The sequence below is a fragment of the Psychrobacter sp. T6-1 genome (assembly GCF_052258445.1).
In genome coordinates this window covers 1-781 of record NZ_JBQQFC010000655.1, presented here as the reverse complement: position 1 = coordinate 781, position 781 = coordinate 1, and the positions used below count along the sequence as shown (strand labels likewise).

The following is a 781-nucleotide window of genomic DNA, read 5'->3' as shown; positions in this document are numbered from 1 at the left end:
TGCAGCCCGGATTTACCTAAGCCACAAGCCTACATCCTTTCACCTGGACAACCAACGCCAGGCTGACATAACCTTCTCCGTCCCTCCATCGCATTATAAACAAGTATCGGAATATTAACCGATTTCCCATCGACTACGCCTTTCGGCCTCGCCTTAGGGGTCGACTCACCCAGCCCCGATTAACGTTGGACTGGAACCCTTGATCTTCCGGCGTGCGAGCTTTTCACTCGCATTATCGTTACTCACGTCAGCATTCGCTCTTGTGATACCTCCAGCACACTTTACAATGCACCTTCACAGGCTTACACAACGCTCCCCTACCACTTGAAAACAAATTCAAATCCGCAGCTTCGGCTCCTAGTTTGAGCCCCGTTACATCTTCCGCGCGGGCCGACTCGACTAGTGAGCTATTACGCTTTCTTTAAAGGATGGCTGCTTCTAAGCCAACCTCCTAGCTGTCTATGCCTTCCCACCTCGTTTCCCACTTAACTAGGAATTTGGGGCCTTAGCTGGCGGTCTGGGTTGTTTCCCTCTCCACAATGGACGTTAGCACCCACTGTGTGTCTCCCGGATATCACTCATCGGTATTCGGAGTTTGCATCGGTTTGGTAAGTCGGTATGACCCCCTAGCCGAAACAGTGCTCTACCCCCAATGGTGTTCGTCCGAGGCGCTACCTAAATAGCTTTCGGGGAGAACCAGCTATCACCGAGTTTGATTAGCCTTTCACCCCTATCCACAAGTCATCCCCTGGCTTTTCAACGACAGTGGGTTCGGTCCTCC

The 781-nt window shown here is 52.0% G+C and carries 1 rRNA gene; it reads right to left on the bottom strand.

Annotated features, from left to right (window positions below):
- A 23S ribosomal RNA gene (locus ACTXGO_RS15195) occupies positions 1–781 on the bottom strand; the annotation flags it as partial.